The sequence below is a fragment of the Acidocella sp. genome (assembly GCF_035535915.1).
Classification (GTDB): Bacteria; Pseudomonadota; Alphaproteobacteria; order Acetobacterales; family Acetobacteraceae; genus Acidocella.
This window is the reverse complement of the sequence record NZ_DATLPB010000091.1, coordinates 22,662-42,867: the sequence shown is the minus strand read 5'-3', so window position 1 is coordinate 42,867 and position 20,206 is coordinate 22,662. Positions and strand designations below refer to the sequence as shown.

The window sequence follows — 20,206 nt, the reverse complement described above, 5'->3', positions numbered from 1 at the left end:
TTGGCATGTTGGTAATTTCAGCACTGAGCGCCTAGTCGTGACAGTTCAAGGCACGAGTGCGCGCCTGTTTCGCTGATAGAGGCGTCCATCTTTAAGCTCAATTTCGCAGATATCTACCCTCGCTATCTGCTCTAGGAGCTTTAGGCCTAATGCAATCTCTTGAAATTTCTCTTGCGTAGACGATGGAAACAAGTCGCTCAATTCTCGACCGATTGGCGTCAGGGATAGTGTGCCGACAAAGAATTGATTGTTCGGAACAGATACCGCTATCAATAATTTGTCACCCATTTTGAGCTTGATGTCTCCGTGCGCGTCAGCTTTCCAGGGAACGAGATTAGCACTGCGAGCAATAGATACGCTCTCTAAAATGTCCGCATAGCGAGCAAACTCCCCATCGCCCTCGGGATAATAGGTCCAGTTTGGTTCAAATAGGCGCTCACGAAGATATTGCATGGCCTGAACCAACTCTTGATCCATCACGGCCACGGTCTGAAGAGTACGCCGGGACACGCTGAGCGGCTTTCGAATCTCCCCAGCAAGTACTCTAGCTAGGAGGTCTGCTATCGCTTCTGTCGTTGCGCGTTCAGCCATATCCTCAAACATACGCATAAACTCTTCTGTCGGTGCGGCTGCATCAGGCGGGAGATGCTCTTCGTTGAGGATACCAATCGTACGTATGGCTACATCTTCAATCGACTTTTGCCGCGCCTCGAATTTGCGGGTCCATCGGTCGAGACCACGTTGCACCAAATTCTGGTCGGCACTCGCGAACAATTTAGCCTTGTCGGCTACAGCCGCCGCGATTTTCTTTTCTGCAATATTATCGCTACGTCTACGCTGAGCCCAGCCTTCCAAATATGCGACTGGAACGTCAACCGCTCCATATAGGAGGCGGCCGATAGCTTGCTGCACCGGCTTACCAGCGACAAGCCGTAATAGACCACCTTCGAGTGCCTGCTCTAAGACTTCAACGAAGTTTGTCGTCGGGTCGTTTTCGTTATTATCAGTCATAACAGTATCGTGCCTCCATACCTTATTGCGGCAAACGGGATTATCGCGCGTTAGCCGGTTGTCTGTAGTTTTCAGCCGGAGGCCTTTGGCAGGGCGTACCCGAACACCAACCAAACAAAAAAGATTGTTCCGCCTAACAGAACCGCCAATGCGAAATTATCGTAAATGAACAATGATATGCATATTTTCTGCTTTTGCCACCAAGTTAACCATTTATACTCGTGTGGGCGCTCATATTGTTGCCTCTTAAAATCAATATCGTCATGATTTACAGAATATTTTTGCAGGATATCGCCATATTTCTTTTGCCATTCTTCTCTTGCGCTTTTCGTAATTGCAACCCCGTGACCTGGGCGTTGTAGAGGTCGCTCTCAAGTCCTCTCAGAATTTCATTTAATTCTAAAGCACTTCTGTGGTGTTGCTCTGCATTTACAGCATCTTTCCGAGAGGCCACCAGTAAAGACGATACGAGAGTGACAATTGAAAAGCCAACCACAGCCAAAGTTAGTGAATCTACCACATAGACTGGCAGTTTAAAAAAATATGGAATCACTGAAACAATGATCGTATAAGCTGAAGCCATTGCGATTATCCAGCCTATACTTGTATCTCGTTTTTCCAGACGCTTAGATGCATTAAAACGACAACGAGTAGTTATGGCTAAATTTGCATAAAGTCGCTGTAGAGGGTCGGTGATTTGAGCCGTCTGGCCGGTTGTAGCGCTCATTTGAAGATCCCTTTTTAAGCTTGCCTCACCCTTTTGATTGTCTCGTCGAATCAATCAAGCCCCTTATGACCCTGCAGCCAATATGCCTCGGTTTTAGTTATGATCTGTAGGCTGATATATGCCTTTTCGGTGCGTTGGAGCGACCGGGAAGGACGTTAAACCGACAGCGGGCAGCGCCAGGACCTTCCATTAATGGGAATGTCGGCTATCGAGAAGCCGGTATTTGAATGGCAGTGACCGAGATGGGCTCTAAGCCGCCGCACCAGCCGACCTAGCGAAAGCCAGCCCTTTAGTTTGCCGATGGCGGCCCAGTCATTGCCACCCAACCCGGGCCGGGGTTAGAAAGCGGCGCATCAATTCAGGATCTTGTCTTATGAGCGAAACCAAACTTGGCTTCCCCGAAGCCGCGCGCCAGTTCGGCGTTTCCATCCGCGTTCTGCGCCGCGCCATCCGCGCAGGCAAGCTGCCGGCCCCGCCGCAGCTGAGCGCCACGGCCACCCTTCCGGCCGACTGGCTTGCCAACGCCAAGGCGGCCGTCGCGGCATCGCCCAAGGCCCTGAGCCGCGCCGCCGCGCAGAAGACCCCCGCCTTCGCGCGGTACGAGGGCACTTCGGCCTGGCGGAAATATGCGGTCCGCGTGCGCGACTACAACAATTTCCGCGCCTCCGCGTAAAGCCGAACCCTTTTACGATTACAGCCAGGCGCTTGCGCCTGGCTGTAATTCTCTCCAGTAGACAATTTTGCGCGCCTATAAAGGTCGTATAAAGAAGCAGTGGCACCAATCTCGGCGCATCTGCGGCCTGTCAATCGGAGATCTTTCATGTCCATATTATCCGTCGGTCCCAATCTTGGAAATGAGGCTCAACCTCAGACAAGTACGGACCAGCAGCAGGCAACTGCTTCATCCAGTGCGAACGTGAATACCGCAACGACCGCCCCCCAATCTACGACCGCTGCAACGTCACAGTCGTCGACGGAAATCGTCACTCTGAGCCCTGAAGCAAACGCGTATGCGACGCTCGCATCACAGGGTATCGCGGTTACGCAGGTCAGCATTGCCGGGCTCGGCCTCCCGTCCTTGCCGCAAGGCAGCAGTGCCGCAACCATGATTGGTTACTTGAAAGACATGAGAGAGGCCTCTCCCACGGTACCGGTCGACGCTAATGGCAAAGCGGACGGAGCGATCACATCCTCTGCTTTCGCGAAGGTTGTCGAGCAATTCGGCGGCACAAAGCAACAGGCTGATCAACTCTTCTCTGCCCTTGATACGAATGGCAACGATTCGCTGTCGAATGCCGAAGTGCTGCAAGGTCTCGCTTCGGTATCTACTGACGGTAGCAGCCTTACCGCGCAGTCACTGCTATCGCTGATGAACCATGGCAACAGCGGCACCAGTGTGGACCAGACGGCCTTCCTTGCATTTGAGACCGACCTGATTGCCGCTGAAACTCCGGCGCCCTAATCACTCACCTTGATCAGCGCCCGGCGCGTTGGCTGAGCCATCACCCTGATCTTGATCCCTGACACCATCCACGATCGGCCGCCAGGCGCTTGCGCCTGGCGGCACTCTCTCTTCCGCGGCCTGCGCCGCGCGCGATCGGTCAGAAGGCCCGTTGCCCCATGACATTTCCGGGCGGGTCGTAATCGCAGACCAGAATTTCGAGCCCATTGCCCTCGGCGACCCCGCACCCGACCTCGGTCGTCGTCCTCCAGACCATCTGGCTGTAATGGCCCGCATCCGCCCAGTTGCCGGTGGTGGAGATCGCCGGGAAATAACCATCCGTGAAGTCGGCCTGCTCGCTGCCCCACAGATCGACCAACTGCGACAGCGACTCCGTGCCGGCCGTGGCCATCGCCAGATTCTGGCCCGACCCGCTATGCTCCAGCTGCCCGATCTCCGCGAGATGGTCGGCCCAAAGCTGCGCATGAGCCGCCAGCCGGTGGGACCACCGCAATGGCGGCAAATCGAGGCTTGCCCGATAGGCGTTATGGGCGGCCAGCAACTCGGCGGTGCTGCGTTGGTCCGCGTGGGCGTGAACCGTGGCGCCGAACGTCAGGGCGGCGAACACGGCAGCGATGGATCGTCTCTTCATCAAATCCTCTGTTGGTCAAACTGACGACCGGCACAAGCCCGGTCCGCACGTCGGATAACGAGGGGAAATGGCGGAGATGTGGCGGACCTGGGATACGCCAATTCGGACCCGACGGGAATTTGGGAATCATTTGAGGGCGGTGGTGGGGGGTCTAAATACCGTTAACGGGAACAAACCGGCCGTTCCGTGGCTGCGCCTCAAACGGCCTGTACCCGGCCGACAACGGACACAGCCCCAGTGCCCGCAACGTGTCTCCAAACAGACAGGACGGGCCGAAAGGAGACAGTCCGCTTTAAGGCGCTGGAAGGTCAAAGCGGTCATTCACACCTGGCTTCCGCTAACGTTTGCGGATCCCGGCGAGCAGCTTACTACCTTCAATAGCAAAGAACACGATGCTTGCCGCAGCTAAGCATACCGCCAACTCACCCATCGTTAAAGGCGCCGTGTCGAAGATGGCGTTAAGTGGTGGCAGGTAAATCACCCCGAGTTGCAGAATGAAGGTAAGCAGCGCGGCACCCAATACGAAAGGATTTGAAAAAACGCTTTGTTTGAACAGGAGCTCTCTCTGAGAGCGGCTTGCCATAACCTGCCACATTTGTGTCAGGGTCAGGACCGTGAACGTCATGGTGCGCCAGTGCAGATCTCCGGAAAATACCGCAATAGCCTGCGTCAGCAGAGTGATCGCCGCCATCAACGAGCCAACCCAGATGACGTGCCACGCCATGCCTTTCGCAAAGAGCCCCGCATGGGATGACCGAGGGGACCGGCGCATAATGTCCGCTTCCGCCGGCTCCGCCGTGAGCGCAAGGCCGGGCAAGCCATCAGTCACCAGGTTCATCCACAGAATCTGAATAGGCGTCAGAGGTAGAGGCAAGCCGAGAAACGGAGCGATGAAGATCGTTAGTATCTCGGCGAAGTTGCAGGCGACAACGAACCGGATGAACTTCAGAATATTGTCGTAGATACGACGGCCTTCATGCACCGCCGTGACGATCGTTGCAAAATTATCGTCCAGCAGGATCAGGCTTGCCGATTCGCGGGCGACATCAGTGCCGATTTTTCCCATCGCCACGCCGATATCCGCGCGCGCCAACGCGGGTGCGTCATTCACGCCGTCCCCCGTCATGGCGACGATTTCGCCCACCTCCTGCAGGGCAACAACGATTCGGATTTTTTGGCGCGGGTCGATCCTGGCATAGACGCGCACATCGCGTACGCGATGCCTAAGCGTAATGTCGTCCACTGTAAGCAATTCGCGGCCGGTCATAACGGAACCACCGTCTTGAAGGATGCCGATTTGCCGAGCGATGGCGCAAGCCGTGACAGGGTGATCCCCAGTGATCATAATCGGCGTGATGCCAGCCGCTCGGCAAATCGCGACCGCTGCCTTCACCTCCTCACGCGGCGGATCAAGCAACCCGACGAAGCCGAGCAGGCAGAGATCCCGTTCAACCGAGTCCGGAGAGCGCTCTTCAGGCAACCTGTCCAAGTGCCGCCAAGCGACCGCGAGCACCCGCAGACCGTCCTGTGCCATCAACTCGGCGTTGGCCTGGGCAGTCTTTAGATCAAGCGCCACCTCTCCTGCCTCCGACATCATCGTCGTACAGCGCGCCAGAACCGTCTCAGGTGCACCCTTGGTGAACGCAACGAAGCCACCGGAGGCAGCATGAACCGTCGTCATGCGTTTACGCTCGGATTCGAATGGAAAATTCAGCAGGCGTGGACAGACGTTCTCGCGTTCGGCCTTGTCAACTCCGGCCTCAGTCGCAGCTCGCCAAAGGGCGACCTCGGTGGGATCGCCGAGTATACCATTAGTGCCACGCGCGACATCGTTGCAGACCGCAAGTGCGGTCAGCAACGTCATGGCAGGCTCACTGGCCGGGTCAATATCGCCTATCATATATCGCTGCCCAGCCAGGAACGCCTCGACAACGCGCATCTCGTTGCGGGTCAATGTGCCGGTTTTGTCCGAGCAAATGCTCGTTACAGAGCCGAGTGTCTCGACGGCGGACAGGCGGCGAATCAGCGCATGCGCGCGCGCCATCCGGCCGGCGCCGAGCGCAAGTAGAACCGTCACTACCGCTGGCATCGCTTCCGGTATCGCGGCCACCGCCAGGCTCAGCGCCGTCATCAGGATCAGGAGCGGTGGCTCTCCGCGCATCAGGCCGGTGATGAAGATAACCAAGCAAATGACCAGAGCCAGAATCGTGAGTTGGCGGCCGAAAGCCGTTAAACGCCGTTGCAACGGTGTGCGTCTCTCGCCGACGCCCTCCAGCATCCCGGCGATATGTCCAAGCTCAGTGTTCATACCGGTGGCGACCACCACCCCACGGGCGCGACCGTACAATGCCACGGTTCCCTTGAAGGCCATATTTTGCCGCTCGGCGAGCGGCAAAATGTCGTTCTCGAGCGGCCTTGCGTACTTCTCTACAGGCAGCGACTCGCCGGTGAGTGCGGCCTCACCGACTTTGAAGCTCGTCACTTCAACCAGGCGAAGATCGGCAGGAATCGCGTTACCTGCTTCCAGGAGCACGACGTCGCCTCGCACGAGCATCTCAGCCTGTACAACCTGCGGAAGGCCGTCGCGGACTACGACGGCCCCATGCGCCGCAAGACGTTTCAGTGCGGCCATGGCACGCTCCGCGCGGAACTCCTGGGCGAACCCGACCGCCGCGTTTAGCACGACGATACCAAGGATCACCAATGTATCCCGAAGATCGCCGATGAAACCCGAGATGATGGCGGACGCGACAAGCAATAGGATCATGAAGTCGGAGAATTGGGACAACAGCATGCGTAGCGTACTGCGCCGCCTGGCTTCGACCAGCGTGTTCGGTCCAGATTGAGACAGGCGGACGCGCGCCGCCGATGCCGTAAGGCCGTGGGCAATATCGGTCTCAAGATGCATGGCAACGGCTTCGCCAGATAGTGCATGCCAAGGGAGGCCGGGCGGGCTGGTTGGATCAGGCACCGCACAATTCCTTCGGTATAAAAATGAAATGATAGGCCATGAACCAAACCAGGGCGCGTTCATTTCACTCTATGGGAGCGCCATGTGTCCCACCAATGTTGCACTCGGCCGAGTGCGTGCAGCGTGAAGCGCCGCAGCGGCGGAACATCCTCGCCCACAAGCAGGGCGCCAAGCGGAAGCATCCATAAGCCGAGAACCGGCAGGAAGCCAAAGATTCCACCCGCTATCAGAGCGATGCCAAGCGGCAAGCGCGCCCATCTCGCCGACGGCCGAATCAACCATAAATAGCCGTCCCGTGCAGGTCGAGGCAACGCTCTCAGCAGGCGCCGAAGGCGTGGATCATGTCTTTCGTCAGGCGCGTTCATGTCAGTGAACGCCTTCTCGGGTGCTGCGATCGCTCAGCCCCACATCACGTTTCCTAGCACCGGCATTTGGCCGCGTTCGTTCATTTGACGCATCATAATACGAAATAATCCACAGGTCATTACAAGGTTAGTTTGCTTCCGGGTGGACTATTTTCCCGCCAGTCTGCGAGAATTGCCCGGCAGCATTTTCTGCCTCGATACCGCCTGTGCGTAATCCTTAAATTTTGCACCAGGGTCTGGGCGTGTGTACGTCGGCTTTCGAGGTCCGCGTCGAGAGCATGGAACGGCCGGGATGGGCGCTAAGCCGCCGCACAGCCAACCTATTGGCGGGCGGAGATGTGGCGGCCCTGGAATGCGCCAGTTCGGACCCGGCGGGAATTGCGGCACGTGCTCGCCAGGCGAAATGCCGCCAGTGAGTACCGGTTGCCAGGGATTTAATGCCGACGCGGACGGCAAACACAAAGAGGATCGAAGCGTCACTCAGCCAAAGAAAGACGTATGATTTGGTCGATGTGCATCTGGGCGACATCTATGAACGGGAAATCCGGCTTTTGTTCAGCGTAAAAGGACGATAGGTCTGTACCCGCAAGAAGAATTGCTTGCGCATCGTTCTTTTGCACGAGCCGGTGAGCCAGTCTGCTGAGTTCTGCCATTTCAGGCTGCGTCGCTCTCTTCCCGCGAAGGGCGATCTCATTATATGTATTGTGCACCCAATCGAGATCGTTCGGTTCCAGCGGGACTCCCTTTTGCTGCGGAACCGCTCCGAAGACATTCGTCTGCATGACGGCACGATTACCAAACACAGCAACGCGGTCTATCCCTGCAGCTTCCAGGCCAGCGGGAATAACATCCAATATATTGGCCAGCGGGACACGGGCGGTTTTCGTTGCTTCCGAGATCGCAAGATGGGGCGCAACAGCCGAAATGGCGACAATTTCGCAGCCGGCGTCGGCCAATTCATTGGCCAGGCTACCAAGGTAAATGCCAAGCCCGTTCCTGTCTGCGACGCTGATGTACGATAATACCCGGGATACATCCGCATGGCTCAGCATAAGCTGTAATGACGGCTGGCTGTCTCCAATTTTTTTTTGGATCTGCTCGTAGTAGAAAACCCCTGCCCGGAGGGCGAGACCTCCGATAAGACCGATCTTACGCATTTCTGAATTCTTTACTGCCTGGAGTGTCCAATCCCCACGGGGATAACCCATCAGAGGCCTTCCTGCTAGGCAGGGGAATCGACGCCGATGAGCCGCTCCAAGACCCCTGGAACGGTGGAAAGCCTCCCGAGGGGGCCCCTTTTTGACACGTCCTTTTTATGTGCCTCTAACAGCGCCGGCAGCCCGCCCACAGGCAAAAGCACATCCGCGCCGCCGAGCATGGCAACCGAAAGCTTGCGACAGAGCCGCCGCTTTAATCACTCACCTGGATCAGCGCCCGGCGGCTGAATTGCGCGTACGAGCCCGGCGCTGCACCCGGTGCCTCGGTTGCGCCGCTCGCCCTGACCTTGATGCGGGACGCCGCGACGCCATCGGCCGCCAGGGCATCCGAGACGACCTGCGCCCGGGCTTCCGACATGTATTTATTCGCAAGCGCGCTGCCCACGGTGTCGGCGGCGCCGGTGACGATCACCGAGGTTGACGGATCAGCCAACGCCGCCCGGGCCGCCGCGGCGATCGTTTCAGACGCCGTCTTGCTGATGGCGGCGGACCAAGGTTGGAAAAACACCGGATACGTCTTTGTGTCCGCCTTGGCAGCGGGCCCAGAGGCGACCCAGGCGGCGATAACGGCGAGTGACATAACGGCAGCAATCCGGCGCATGATTGTCTCCCCCAGACGATTGTTTCGAAAGCGAATTCAGCACAATATCCAGGTCATTGGCAAATGCCCGGGCGCCGATGTCAAGGCGCCGCCCCCCTTGCCTTCCCTTCCTTCTTGTCTCCATGCGCCTCTAACAGCGCCAGCAGCCCGTCCACGATCTGCCCCGGCGTCGGCGGGCAGCCGGCGATGACCAAATCCACCGGCAGCAGCGCATCCGCACCGCCGAGGATGGCGGGGGAGCCCTTGAACACGCCGCCATCGACCGCGCAATCGCCCACGGCGACGACGAAGACCGGGTCGGGCATGGCCTCGCGGGTCTGGCGCACGGCCTCGGCCATGTTGCGCCCGGCCACGCCGGTGATCAGCAGCACGTCGGCATGGCGCGGGCTGGGGGTGAAGGTCAGGCCGTATTGGGTGAGGTCGTAGATCAGATTCTGCGTCGCCCGCAGCTCCAGCTCGCAGCCGTTGCAGCTGCCGGCGGGCACGTGGCGGATGGCGAGGCTGCGGCCGAGCCGGCGCGCCGAGGCGGCGGCGAGGCGCGCGCGTAACGAGGCCGCGATGGCCGGGTCGGCGGCGCGTGGCGCGGCCTGGGGCAACAGCAAATGCCGGGCGACGGTTCTCCACACCATTACAGGTCCACCCCCGAATAGGAGCCGTTGACGGATTTGTTGATCACCGGAAAGTCCGCGAAAATGCTGGTGGTGACGGCATGTTCCAGCAGCGGCCAATGCAGCGTGCTGGGATCGGCGATGAACAGGTCGGCGATCACGCCATTGTCCAGGCGCAGCCAGGTCCAGACCGGCCCACGAAAGCTTTCCGCCACGCCGATGCCGCTGCCGCTGCCGGCGGGCGGCGCGACGGTCAGGCCGTCATCCGGCAGGCCGGCGAGCAAGGCGCGGACGAGGCGGATGCTCTCGGTGATCTCCGCTAGCCGGATGCGGATGCGCGCGGCGACGTCGCCCTCCTGCTCCACCGGCACGACGAGGCCGAACTTCTCGTAGGGCGCATAACCGGGCGTCAGCCGGGAATCGGCATTCTGGCCGGAAGCGCGCCCGACATAACCGCCCGCCGCATAGGCCGAAGCCAGTTCCACCGGGATGATTCCGGTGCCGATCAGCCGGTCCTGCAAACTGGCATAATCCTCGAACACCCGGATCAGGCTGGGCAGCTCGGTTTCCAGCGCGTCCAGCGAGGAGAGGATCGCCGCTTCTCCCTTGGGCCGGAGGTCGGAGGCGACGCCGCCGGGGACCACGATGTCCATCATCAGCCGGTGGCCGAAGGCGGCATAGGCGGCGGCGCAAAAGGATTCGCGATGCCAGGCGAAACGCGAATCGAGGAACGCGAAGCCGACATCCCCGGCGATGGCGCCGATGTCGCTGGCATGGTTGGCGAGACGCTCGATCTCCGCCATCACCGCGCGCAAATGCACGGCGCGGCGCGGCGGCGCGAAGGCCAAAGCCGCCTCGGCGGCCTGGGCGTAGGCAAGGCTGTGGGCCACCGTGGCGTCCCCGGAAATCCGCGCGGCGAAGCGCGCGGCCAGGCGCGGCGATTTGCCGCGCATCAGCGCCAGCGTGCCTTTGTGCGCGTAGCCGAAGCGGCTTTGCAGCTTCAGCACCTGTTCGCCGCGCAGGGTGAAGCGGAAATGCCCCGGCTCGATGATCGCCGCATGCACCGGCCCGACCGAGACCACGTGCGCCCCCTCGCCTTCCGGCGCGGCAAAATCCGGCCAGGGGGCGGTGCCGTCCGGCGCGCGGAATTGCTCGATCGCCGGGCGCGTATCCGCCGCACCCGTGGCGATGGCCCCGGTCATGTCGTGCGCGAGGCGCTGAAACCATGACGCGCCGGGATGTTTCAAGGCCGGATAAGCGCCTTCCGCCAACGGCACGGCGAGCAGCGTGCCCGGCTGGTACAGCGCGTAGGCATGCTGCGCATCCGTCCACAGGGCGACGAACCTGCCTTCATAAGCCTGCCATTCCTCAGCCGTGCACAGAATCATTCGAGCCCCGCCGCGACACCGGAGAGAAGATGGAAGAGCAGCAGCGGCATGACGAAGGCCAGGCCAAAAGCCAGCAGCAGATGCAAGGCGACGAGCCCCGTCTCGACCCTGGCCTGCGCCGGCTTGGGCTTGGAGGGGGCGAACAGCAGGGGCCCGAGATGGCGCAGGATCGGCACGGCACACAGCACCATCCCCAGCCCCAGCGGCAGCGAGAGCAGCGGGTCATGCTGGATGGTCTGGCTGACGATGATGAACTCGCTGGCGAACAGGCCGGAAGGCGGCATGCCGGTGAGCGCGAACATCGCAGCCGCCAGCGCCCAGCCGAGATATTTCTGCTCGCCGCCCAGGCCGCGCAGATGCGCGAAGGCGTAATGGCCGGGGGCGGCCGAACCGCGCCAGGAAGCGGCGCGGATCAGCGCCTGGAACAACGCCGATTTGACCAGCGTATGCAGAATCATATGCAGCAGCCCGCCGAAAATCGCCGCCGCGCCGCCGACCCCAAAGGCAAAAGCCGCGAGGCCGGAATGCTCGATGGAGGAAAAGCCGAAAAACCGCCGCGCATCGCGCCGGCGCGGCAACGAAAACGCGGCGAGCAGCAACGAGGCGAGCCCCAGGGTCAGCAAAAACGGCCCCGGCTGCATCGCCCCGCCGCCGGCCGCAGCATTTTCCTGCATCACATGGCGGAAGCGCAGCAGGGCGATCAGCGCGACATTCAGCGTGAGGCCGCTCATCGCCGTGGTCACCGGCGCCGGGCCTTCGGCATAGGCGTCCGGCAGCCAGCCATGCAGCGGCGCCAGCGCCGCCTTGGTGCCATAGCCGAACAGCAGGAACACGAAAGCGAGCGTGAGCAGCGTGCCGTTGAGCGCCGCGCCCTGGGCTGCGAGCGCGGAAAAACTCATGGCGGGCAGGCCCGGCCCCAAGGCCGGTTGCGCGGCGAGATAGGTGAGCATCGTGCCGAACAGCGCGAGCGCGATGCCGATGCCGCCGAGAATGAAATATTTCCACGCCGCCTCCAGCGCGCTGGCGCTGCGCGTCAGGCTCACGGCCACGGTACCGGCGATGGTCGCCCCTTCCAGCGCCACCCAGAGCAGGCCGAGATTGTCGGCATACAGGCCGAGCAGGCAGGCGCCGAGCACGAGCTGGAACATCGCATGATAGAGCCGCCAGCGGCGCAGGCTGAGCGCCTCCAGGCTGGCCGCGACGAAATTGAGATTGCCGCATGCGGTGGTCAGCCCGACAAAGCCGGTGAGCGCGCCGAACAGCATGCCGAGCCTGTCAGCATGCACCAACCCCGCGCCCGGATCGGCAAACACGCCGAGCGTGAACAGAAAGGTCACGCCGCACAGCAGCAGATTCGCCACCGCCCCCTGGCGCGGGGTGCCGAGCAGGCCGAGCGGCACGGCGGCAAGAAGCGGCAGCAGCGCGGCGACGAGGGGGAAACTCAACGGCCGCGCCTTTCGATCGTTTCGATGCCCGCAAGATCCAGCGTGTCGAAATGCTCACGCAAACGGAACAGAAACACGCCGACGACGAGAAAGGCGAGCAGCACCAGAAGCGCCACGGAAAATTCCGCGACGAACGGCATGCCCGGCATGCCGATGGCCGCCAGAACCAGGCCGTTCTCCGTGGAGAGAAACCCGATGACCTGCGCCACCGCATTGCGCCGCACCGCCATGAGCAGAAACCCGAGCAGCACCACCGAGAGGGAGATGGCGAGATCCTCGCGGGTCAGCGACACCTCGTTGAGCGTGGTCGGCAGCACCACCAGCACGGCAATGCCGATCAAGGCCAGCCCCAGGATCATCGCCAGGCCGATCGGCATCACGGTCTCGACCGCGCGGATCAGGTTGAAGCGCAGCACCATTTTCCGCAGGCCGATCGGCAAAACCACAGCCTTGATCGCGAAGGTGATCAAGGCCGTGGCGTAGAGATCGGGCGAGTGCTGCGCGTAGCCCTGCCACAGAGCCGCCGCGGTCAAAGTGAGGGCCTCGGCCTGGTAGAGCGAGATCATGGAAGCGAGGCGCCGCTGCGAGAGCAACGCGAAGGCGCACAGCAGCATCAGCCCGCCCATCATGTGCGCCAGAGAGAAACTTAAGCTCATGCGCCGATCCTCGCCGCGACAAACAGGAACACGCCGGCCAGCACGCCGAGCAGGATCGCGACACCGAGGAATTCCGGCACGCGGAACACGCGCATTTTCGCCATGGCCACCTCGAACACCGGCAGCGCCACCGCCATCACGCCAAGCTTCACGGCCCACAGGCCCAACCCGACGGGCCAGCTCCGCGGATCGCCGGCATGCGCCATGAGGAAGGGGAAGAAGATGGTGGCGATGATGTTCAGCCACACCATCAGCCGCAGCATCCCCGCATATTCGAACAGCAGCAGATAGCGGCCGGAATATTCCAGCAGCAGCGCCTCGTGCACCATGGCGACTTCGAGATGCCCGGCCGGGTTGTCGACGGGGACGCGCCCGGTCTCGGTCAGCGCCACCGCAAGCAGGGCGACCAGCGCGAAACCGAGGGAAATGGAAACGCCGATATGACCGGTGGCGAAAGCGGTGGCGATGGCGCCGATATTGAAACTATGGGCGAGCAGCACGAAGCTGATCAGCACCACCAGCAGCGCCGCCTCGGCGAAGATGGAGAACAGCAGCTCGCGCGCGGCCGCGGCGCCGCCGAAGCCGAAGCCGGTTTCCAGCCCGCCCAGCAGCGTGGCGACCCGCGCGAGCGCCAGCAGGCCGATGATGTTGATGAAATCGCCCAATGGCGCGGTGAGCATCCCGGTGCTGAAACCGGGCACCAGCATCGCCGCACCGGCCATGGCGGCACAGGCCGCGAACGGCCAGACCGGGTAGAGCTCCGTGCTGGTCTCGGGAACCAAAGTGGTCTTGCGCAGCAGCCGCAGGAGGCTGCGATAAGGCTGTGTGACCGGCGGCCCGCGCCGCCCGAGCAGCCGCGCCCGCCAGCGCGCAATGCAACCCGCCAGCAGCGGCGCCAAAGCGAGGACCAGCGCGATGTGCAGCAAAGTGGCGAACAGCCGGGCGAGAAGCGCAAACATTAAGAAAGGCTACTTTTTGTGAACAAAAAGTAGCAAAAAAACTTTATGAGTCTGGGCCATGGGCTGTGTCGGCGACGACGCCCATGGCCCAACATAACAAAAGTTTTTGCGCCGCTTTTTTCAAAAAGCGGCCACTTTCTTTCCTGCGCGTTCATTGCCCTGGCCATGCTAGCCCCCCTGTTCCAGCCCGAGGGCCGCCAGGAACGCCACCAGAACCAGGAACACGAAGGCCAGGCGCTGGCGGATGGTGGCGCGGCGGATATATTCCGCGCCGCGCGTCAGGCGCAGCTGCAGCCGGAACAAAGGCTGCCATAACAGCATGTCGGTCGGGTCACCGCCGCGCAGCAAAATCGCCTCGCCCAGCGCGCGGCGCACCGGCTGGGCAAAGCCGGTGGCGCTGGGCTGGGTGGCCGGATCGCCGAAAGGCAGCCAGACCGGCGGCCGGCCGAAACCGCCATTCCAGGCCGCCACCTCGCTGGTGCCGCGCACGCCATAACGCCGCAGGAGCCAGTAAGCCGCCCCCGCGGAAACCGCCAGCAGCGCGGCCAGGCCCAAAAGCGCATGGCCAAACGGCAGCGGCGCAGCGCCCGGCACCATCAGCCGCACTGCCGGGTCAAGGCCGAGCAGCACCAGGCCGGGCAACAGCGCCACCGGCACGCACAACGCGGCGAGCAGGCCCATGCCCAGCAGCTCGGGGCGCCGCGCATCCTCGGCGGCGGCGGCGGCCAAAGTGCGCGGCCGCCCGAGAAAGCCGATGCCGATCAACCGCACCGCAGCGCTCAGGCCCAGGGCCGCGCCCAAGCCCAGCACTGCGAGCAGCGCGGTAAAGCCGATGCGCGCGAAGATCCCCCCCGTGCCGGCGGCGGCAACGACCGCATGAAGCAGCAGAAATTCCGGCGCAAAGCCGGGGCCGAGCGGCACCGCCGCCAGGCCCGACGCGCCCGCCAGCATCAGCAGGCCGAGCTTGGGCATGCCGCGCATCAGCCCGCCCAGCCAGTCCAGCGAGGCGGTGCCGGTCGCCCGCTTCACCGCGCCGGCGCCGAGGAACAGCAGCGGCTTGTAAAGCGCGTGCGCCACCGCGCACAGCAGCGCCCCCTGCAAGGCGAGCGCCGCCAAAACCGGGTCGCCCATCGCCTTGGCGCGCAACGCAATTCCGGCGCCCACCGCGATCAGCCCGACATGCTCGACCGTGGAACAGGCGAGCATGGTTTTCAGGTCCACCTCCAGCACCGCCCTGAGCGCGCCCAATAGCACCGAGGCCGCGCCTACCACGATCAGCACGGTTCCCCACCAGGGCTGAGCGGCATTGCCGAAAACCAGGAATCCGTAGCGGAAGATAACGTACAGCGCGACTTTCACCATGCCGCCGGACATCACCGCCGAAACGCCGGCCTCCGGCGCCGGGTGCGCTTTCGGCAGCCAGCCATGCAGCGGCGCAAGCCCGGCCTTGGCGCCGGCGCCCAGCAGAATGAGCGCGAAAGCGAGGCCCGAAGCGGGCAGGAACAGCGCCGGGATCAGGCAGGCCGCGGCGAAAATCGCGACGCCGATGTAAAGCGGCGCCGGGGCGCGGTCGCCGCGCAGCACCAGCAACCACGAGGCCGCGCTCATCAGCTCAAAGCCGAAAATCAGGGTGAAGGCGTCGCCCGCCAACACGGCCAGCACCATGCCCAGCACGAACGCCCAGAAGATCGCCGAGCCGCGCATGCCCGCGATCGCGCTGGCGACGGTTTGCGGCAGCAGCAGGAGCAGGAAAACCGCGGAGAGCGCATCGAAGCGCAACTGCATCCCCTGCCCGGGCAGTCCAAATATCAGCGGGAGGGAGTCATGCACGGCGCTTACGTTAGCAAACCAAACTCCGCGCCGGAAGGCTCTCAGGATAAAAGGAAGTGGCCGCTTTTTGAAAAAAGCGGCACCAAAAACTTTTTTGAAACTGGGCCGGCGGCGGTGAAACCAGCACGGCCCAGAGTTAACAAAGTTTTTTTGCTACTTTTTGTTCACAAAAAGTAGCGCTTTCTTCTTTCTAACCGAGCAGCGCGGCGACGGCGTCGCGTTCCTCGGTGAGTTCCTTCAGCGTGATCGCCATGCGGCTCTTGGAGAATTCGTCCATCGGCAGGCCCTTCACGCGGTGATACGCACCGCCCTCGCAGGTCACCGGCACACCGAACATGATGTCTTCCGGCACGCCGTAATCACCGTCGGAAGGCAGGCCCATGGAGACCCATTTGCCGTTGGTGCCGAGCACCCAGTCGCGCACATGGTCGATCGCCGCATTGGCGGCGGACGCGGCGGAGGAGAGGCCGCGCGCCTCGATGATGGCCGCACCGCGCTTGCCGACGGCGGAGAGGTAGGTGTCCCTGTACCAGGCCTCGTCGTTGATCTTGTCCTTGAGCGACTGGCCGTTCACGGTGGCGAAGCGGTAGTCGGCATACATGGTCGGCGAGTGGTTGCCCCAGACGGCGATCTTCTCGATCCCGGCCACCGGCACCTTCGCCTTCTCGGCCAGCATCGACACGGCGCGGTTATGGTCCAGGCGCAGCATCGCGGTGAAAGCGGCCTTCGGCAGGTCCGGGGCCGACTTCATGGCGATATAGGCGTTGGTGTTGGCCGGGTTGCCGACCACCAGCACCTTGACGTCGCGCTTGGCGTTCTCGTTCAGGGCCTTGCCCTGGACCTTGAAAATCTCGGCATTGGCGGCGAGCAGGTCGCGGCGCTCCATGCCCGGGCCGCGCGGGCGCGAGCCGACGAGGATGCCGATATCGATGTCCTTGAACGCCACATTCGGGTTGTCGGTGGGCTCGATGCCGGCCAGCAGCGGGAAGGCGCAGTCATTGAGTTCCATGATCACGCCGGTCAGCGCCTTTTGCGCCACCGGCAGGTCGAGAAGATTAAGGATGACGGGCTGGTCTTTGCCGAGCAGATCGCCATTGGCGATGCGGAACAAGAGGGCATAACCGATTTGGCCGGCGGCGCCGGTAACGGCAACGCGCATGGGGGTTTTCATCTTAGAGACTCCTCGTTTTGTCCGTCCCCCTTATCCCCTCGCCTGCCCTGCCTCAAGCCCGGAGAACCGGCGCGCCGCGCATCGCCGCCCCGCTCTTTTTTGGAGCCGGACCGGGCGCGCGCTCGGAGGGGATCAGCCGACGATGAGGGAAATCGGGCGGGCGGCGTTCACCACCGCGGCCGGCGTGCACGGCAAGGCGTCGCCGTCCGACTGCGTCATGATCTCGTCGTTGTTGACGAACGTAATATCGCTGCCGGCGACCACCCGCACGCCCGGGCAATGCGGCAACAGCCCCAGCGGCAAAGCGGCCCCGGCGAGCAGGGCGGGAAACGTGCCGGGCCTCTCGAACAGCGCGACCTGGAAGCCCGGTGCGGTCGACATGGCGTTGGGCGCCAGCAGATACGGGCCGCCATAGAGCCGCCCCTTGCTCACGACGACGCTGGCCGCCTCGTAATCATGGCCGTCGACGGTGAGGCGGACGCAGGGGAACGGGTAGGCCACCGATTCCCAGAGCGATTGCCAGACATAGGCGCCGCGGCCGATGGCGCGTTTCAGCAGCGGCTGCAGCCCGTGCACCACGGCGCCATCGAAGCCGAGCCCCACCATCTGCACGAACACCTGGTCGCGCCCGCGCAACCGCACCACGCCCGGCCAGAGCGGCTGGGTGCGCTTATAGGCCAGGGCGTTGGCTATGCCGCGTGCCGTGGTCGACAGCTTGTACTCCTTGGCCAGGACATTGGCGGTGCCGAGCGGGATGATGCCGAGCGCGGTGTCGCTGCCGAGCAACCCGTTCGCGACCTCGGCGATGGTGCCATCCCCGCCGGCCGCGACCACCATCAGGCGGCCCGCTTCCGCCGCCTCACGGGCCAGCACCGTTGCGTGACCGGCATATTTCGTCTCCGCCACCTCGACGTTGATGCCGTTCTCGACCAGCAGATCGAGCACACGCCACAGGGCCGTGGCCCGCCTTCGCCCGGCGATGGGATTAAAGATGACCAGCATTGCGCGAATCCCCATAGGCCGACCGTAAACCGCCCCCATGCCCGAGAAATGCGTCTTGCCTATGTCATTACAATGATGTTTCAATGACATCGCATTTTAAAAAATCTACAGGAAACGTCATGGAATTTTCACTGTCTTCGGCAACGCCGCGCGGCCTATTGCCTAGGCCATGAACGCTCCCGTGTCATCCCACGCCATGGCCACCACCGCGTATCGCAGCGTTTTCATTTCGGACGCGCATCTTGGAACCCGAGGCTGCCGCGCCGAGTTCCTTGCCGACTTTTTGAGATCAGTCTCCTGTGAAAATCTATACCTCGTCGGTGACATCATCGATGGCTGGCGGCTGCGCCGCTCCTGGTTCTGGGACCACCACCATGACGAGGTGCTGCGGCTGATCCTGCGCGCCGCGCGCGGCGGCACCAACGTGGTGTATGTGCCGGGCAACCATGACGAGGTGATGCGCAAATATGTGCCGCTGAGCCCGGAAATCTGCGGCGTGAAGCTGCAGATGGAGACCGAGCACACCACCGCCGACGGCAAGCGCCTGCTGATCACCCACGGCGACGCCTTCGACTCCGTGGTACGGCACGCCAAAATTTTAGCTCTGCTGGGCGACTGGGCCTACACCATGGCGCTCGGCCTGAACCGTTATTTCAACCAGATCCGCGTGCGGCTCGGCTATCCATACTGGTCACTCTCCGCCTGGCTGAAGCTGCAGGTGAAGGAAGCGGTGAAGGCGATCGACCGGTTCGAGACGGCGCTCGCCGACGATGCCCGCCGCCGCGGCTTCGACGGGGTGGTGTGCGGCCATATCCACCATGCCGAAATGCGCACCGTGAACGGCGTGCTCTATCTGAACGACGGCGACTGGGTGGAAAGCTGCACCGCCCTGGTCGAGCATAGCGACGGCAAGCTGGAACTGGTGGACTGGGTGGCGCGCAACAAGCTCTCGCTGCTGGCCAAACCCACGGGCCGCCCCCGCGCCACCAAAGAGGCCGTGATGCAGGCCATGGCGGCCGAGTTCGGCGCCGGACAACAAGACGCCGAAGCGGCCAGTGCTCTACCAGCCCGAACCTGATCGCCCCTCGGCCGCCCCCGGCATCAAACGCATTCTCATCATCAGCGACGCCTGGGCGCCGCAGGTGAACGGTGTGGTGCGCACCTTGCGCACCGTGGCCGAGGCGTTGCGCGACCGCGGTTTGACCGTGGACGTGATCGGCCCCGACCGATTCAAGACCGTGCCGATGCCCTCTTATCCGGAAATCAGGCTGGCGCTGTTCCCGGGCCGAAAATTAGCCCGGCTGATCGACGATTTCGCCCCGGACGCGCTGCATATCGCCACCGAAGGCCCGCTCGGAATGGCCGCCCGCGCCTACGCGAAGAAGCGCGGCCTCGCATTCACCACCGCCTTCCACACGCGCTTCGCGGAATATCTGCAGGCGCGAACCGGCATCCCGCTCTCGCTCACCTATGCCTGGCTGCGCTGGTTCCATGGCGGCGGCGCGGGCGTGATGGTGGCGACCCAGTCCCTGCGCGACGAGCTGACCGCCCGGGGGTTCAAAAATGTGCGCGCCTGGTCGCGCGGCGTGGACCTCGCCGCCTTCAGCCTCGAGCCGAAAGAGGCCTGGGATCTACCCCGGCCGATTTTCGCCTATGTCGGCCGGGTCGCGGTGGAGAAGAATCTCCCGGCCTTCCTGGACCTGAAACTCCCCGGCTCGAAGCTGGTGGTCGGCGACGGCCCGCAGCGCAAGGCGCTCGAACGGGCCTACCCTGACGTGCATTTCGCCGGGGCACGGCACGGCGCGGCCCTGGCCGCCGCCTATGCCGGCGCGGATGTGTTCGTATTCCCGTCCAAGACCGACACGTTCGGGCTCGTGGTTCTGGAAGCCCTGGCCTCGGGCTTGCCGGTGGCAGCCTATCCCGTCACAGGTCCCAAGGACATTCTGGGCGAAGCGCCGATGCCGGTCGGCGCGCTCAATGAAGATCTCGGCCAGGCCGCGCTGGCGGCGCTCGCCATCGATCGCAGTGCCTGCCGCCCTTACGCCGAACAGTTTTCCTGGGATTCCTGCGCGCAGCGGTTTTTGGACAATCTTGTGCCGGCAGAAGAGAAGAAAGCAGCCGCTTTTTGAAAAAAGCGGCGCAAAAACTTTTACTTTACGCTG

Annotated in this window: 19 protein-coding genes; 4 read left to right on the top strand and 15 right to left on the bottom strand. The window is 62.6% G+C overall.

Features of this window, described 5'->3' with window-relative positions; translation table 11 throughout:
* Nucleotides 1-45: 45 nt before the first annotated feature.
* From VNC39_RS11885 to VNC39_RS11880, 3 genes are all read right to left on the bottom strand, one after another.
* The gene (locus tag VNC39_RS11885) at nt 46-1,011 is read right to left on the bottom strand and encodes a DUF2806 domain-containing protein (protein WP_325399457.1); all 966 of its coding nucleotides are present in this window, start codon (nt 1,009-1,011) and stop codon (nt 46-48) included.
* A 71-nt stretch (nt 1,012-1,082) separates the two neighbouring features.
* The gene (locus VNC39_RS17465; protein ID WP_408840653.1) at nt 1,083-1,298 is read right to left on the bottom strand and encodes a hypothetical protein; all 216 of its coding nucleotides are present in this window, start codon (nt 1,296-1,298) and stop codon (nt 1,083-1,085) included.
* A complete protein-coding gene (locus tag VNC39_RS11880) occupies nt 1,280-1,738 on the bottom strand; it encodes an SLATT domain-containing protein (RefSeq protein WP_325399455.1) in 459 nt (152 codons plus the stop codon). Before VNC39_RS11880 ends, VNC39_RS17465 begins: the two co-directional genes overlap by 19 nt.
* Before the next feature lie 373 nt (nt 1,739-2,111).
* Here VNC39_RS11880 and VNC39_RS11875 point away from each other — a divergent pair, with 373 nt between their 5' ends.
* Both VNC39_RS11875 and VNC39_RS11870 read left to right on the top strand, forming a co-directional pair.
* Entirely contained in the window at nt 2,112-2,411 is a 300-nt protein-coding gene (locus VNC39_RS11875) for a hypothetical protein (protein ID WP_325399453.1), read from the top strand.
* Nucleotides 2,412-2,558: 147 nt separating this feature from the next.
* A complete protein-coding gene (locus tag VNC39_RS11870) occupies nt 2,559-3,200 on the top strand; it encodes a hypothetical protein (RefSeq protein ID WP_325399451.1) in 642 nt (213 codons plus the stop codon).
* 139 nt (nt 3,201-3,339) lie between these two features.
* Here the strand turns inward: VNC39_RS11870 and VNC39_RS11865 are convergent, their stop codons facing one another.
* The 12 genes from VNC39_RS11865 to VNC39_RS11810 all read right to left on the bottom strand — a co-directional run bounded on the left by VNC39_RS11865 (nt 3,340) and on the right by VNC39_RS11810 (nt 18,044).
* Entirely contained in the window at nt 3,340-3,831 is a 492-nt protein-coding gene (locus VNC39_RS11865; RefSeq protein WP_325399449.1) for a CAP family protein, read from the bottom strand.
* Between the two features lie 337 nt (nt 3,832-4,168).
* Nucleotides 4,169-6,802 carry a cation-translocating P-type ATPase gene (locus VNC39_RS11860; protein WP_325399447.1) on the bottom strand — a complete coding sequence of 878 codons (2,634 nt, stop codon included), beginning with the start codon at nt 6,800-6,802 and terminating at the stop codon, nt 4,169-4,171.
* 841 nt (nt 6,803-7,643) lie between these two features.
* Nucleotides 7,644-8,324 carry an aspartate/glutamate racemase family protein gene (locus VNC39_RS11855; RefSeq protein WP_325399445.1) on the bottom strand — a complete coding sequence of 227 codons (681 nt, stop codon included), beginning with the start codon at nt 8,322-8,324 and terminating at the stop codon, nt 7,644-7,646.
* 253 nt (nt 8,325-8,577) lie between these two features.
* Complete coding sequence (locus tag VNC39_RS11850) at nt 8,578-8,985, bottom strand: OmpA family protein (protein WP_325399443.1); 408 nt, start codon at nt 8,983-8,985, stop codon at nt 8,578-8,580.
* 80 nt (nt 8,986-9,065) lie between these two features.
* A complete protein-coding gene (locus tag VNC39_RS11845; protein WP_325399441.1) occupies nt 9,066-9,614 on the bottom strand; it encodes an NADH-quinone oxidoreductase subunit B family protein in 549 nt (182 codons plus the stop codon).
* Nucleotides 9,614-10,981, bottom strand: a complete 1,368-nt coding sequence (locus tag VNC39_RS11840) for a hydrogenase expression protein HypE (protein ID WP_325399439.1) — start codon at nt 10,979-10,981, stop codon at nt 9,614-9,616. The genes VNC39_RS11845 and VNC39_RS11840 overlap by 1 nt, the downstream gene beginning before the upstream one ends.
* Nucleotides 10,978-12,426 carry a proton-conducting transporter membrane subunit gene (locus VNC39_RS11835; RefSeq protein ID WP_325399437.1) on the bottom strand — a complete coding sequence of 483 codons (1,449 nt, stop codon included), beginning with the start codon at nt 12,424-12,426 and terminating at the stop codon, nt 10,978-10,980. The genes VNC39_RS11840 and VNC39_RS11835 overlap by 4 nt, the downstream gene beginning before the upstream one ends.
* The gene (locus VNC39_RS11830) at nt 12,423-13,082 is read right to left on the bottom strand and encodes a hydrogenase-4 component E (RefSeq protein ID WP_325399435.1); all 660 of its coding nucleotides are present in this window, start codon (nt 13,080-13,082) and stop codon (nt 12,423-12,425) included. The genes VNC39_RS11835 and VNC39_RS11830 overlap by 4 nt, the downstream gene beginning before the upstream one ends.
* On the bottom strand, nt 13,079-14,041 hold the full coding sequence (locus VNC39_RS11825; protein WP_325399433.1) for a respiratory chain complex I subunit 1 family protein: 963 nt from the start codon (nt 14,039-14,041) through the stop codon (nt 13,079-13,081). The genes VNC39_RS11830 and VNC39_RS11825 overlap by 4 nt, the downstream gene beginning before the upstream one ends.
* A 168-nt stretch (nt 14,042-14,209) precedes the next feature.
* Nucleotides 14,210-15,871 (bottom strand): proton-conducting transporter membrane subunit, encoded by a 1,662-nt coding sequence (locus VNC39_RS11820; protein ID WP_325399431.1) that lies wholly within the window; start codon nt 15,869-15,871, stop codon nt 14,210-14,212.
* A gap of 190 nt (nt 15,872-16,061) precedes the next feature.
* The gene (locus VNC39_RS11815; protein ID WP_325399429.1) at nt 16,062-17,042 is read right to left on the bottom strand and encodes a malate dehydrogenase; all 981 of its coding nucleotides are present in this window, start codon (nt 17,040-17,042) and stop codon (nt 16,062-16,064) included.
* Nucleotides 17,043-17,174: 132 nt separating this feature from the next.
* Complete coding sequence (locus VNC39_RS11810) at nt 17,175-18,044, bottom strand: diacylglycerol/lipid kinase family protein (RefSeq protein WP_325399427.1); 870 nt, start codon at nt 18,042-18,044, stop codon at nt 17,175-17,177.
* A 169-nt stretch (nt 18,045-18,213) separates the two neighbouring features.
* Between VNC39_RS11810 and VNC39_RS11805 the strand changes: the two genes are divergently transcribed.
* Nucleotides 18,214-19,122, top strand: coding sequence for a UDP-2,3-diacylglucosamine diphosphatase (locus VNC39_RS11805; RefSeq protein WP_325399425.1), 909 nt, complete (start codon nt 18,214-18,216; stop codon nt 19,120-19,122).
* Nucleotides 19,100-20,173, top strand: coding sequence for a glycosyltransferase family 4 protein (locus VNC39_RS11800; protein ID WP_325399423.1), 1,074 nt, complete (start codon nt 19,100-19,102; stop codon nt 20,171-20,173). The genes VNC39_RS11805 and VNC39_RS11800 overlap by 23 nt, the downstream gene beginning before the upstream one ends.
* The last annotated feature ends 33 nt before the right edge of the window (nt 20,174-20,206 follow it).